The 793-nt window shown below is 44.8% G+C and carries 2 protein-coding genes; both read right to left on the reverse strand.

Annotated elements, in window-relative coordinates; translation table 11 throughout:
- Positions 1–236 (reverse strand): aldo/keto reductase (locus ACRCJ0_RS16910; protein ID WP_431391318.1); only part of this gene is annotated, 236 nt, incomplete at its 3' end.
- Positions 237–275: 39 nt separating this feature from the next.
- On the reverse strand, positions 276–793 hold a 518-nt coding region (locus tag ACRCJ0_RS16915; protein ID WP_431391319.1), incomplete at its 5' end, for an HAD hydrolase family protein.

Below are 793 nucleotides of genomic sequence, written 5' to 3' on the forward strand. Positions count from 1 at the left end.
CTGGCTAATTGACTGAGGGCCTTACCAACGTACTGTTCACTAGTCCCGCCTTGGTAGGCGATGGCCGTATCGAAGAAGTTAATGCCTTGGTCTAAGGCATGACTGATGATCGCGGCCGTGGCTTCTTGGTCTAAAGTCCAAGCGTGTCCGCCTTTGTCTGGGTCACCAAAGCCCATACAGCCAAGGCAAATACGGGAAACAGACAAGTTTGAATTACCTAATTGTACATAGTCCATGGTAGTTAGCTCCTTTTATAACTAGTCGAATAAAATAAATCAAATCAAACCGAAATGTTTGAAGGCATTGTATAAGCCATCATCTTCAGCAGCATCTGTGATATAGTCCGCAGCAGCCTTGATTTCACCGCCACAATTCCCCATAGCAACACCCGTTTCGCAGATGTTAAACATAGGGATATCAATTTTAGCGTCGCCGAATGCGAAGGTGTCTTTTGGATCGACATTTTCATGGGCCAATAAGTCTTGGATGGCCGTTTCCTTAGTGATGTTGGCTAGGGCCACGTCACCAAATAGGGCATGCTCACCGCGTCCACCCCAAGTGCCGACTTGGTAGTCTATGAAAGCTTCTTTGGCATCTAAATAGTCTTGGTAAGATTCAAGGACGAAGGAGATCTTGTTGATATCATCTCTGTATAAGTTTTGATCAAACAACATGTCTGGGAAGATAGATTCTACTGACGCGTCTTGTGCATTATCTTTTCCTTTGTAAGCGACATAAGATTGGACAGTTTGACGGCCGCGTTCTCTAAAGTTTTTAGACCCATATAAGCCAT

The sequence above is a fragment of the Aerococcus sp. L_32 genome (assembly GCF_050689315.1).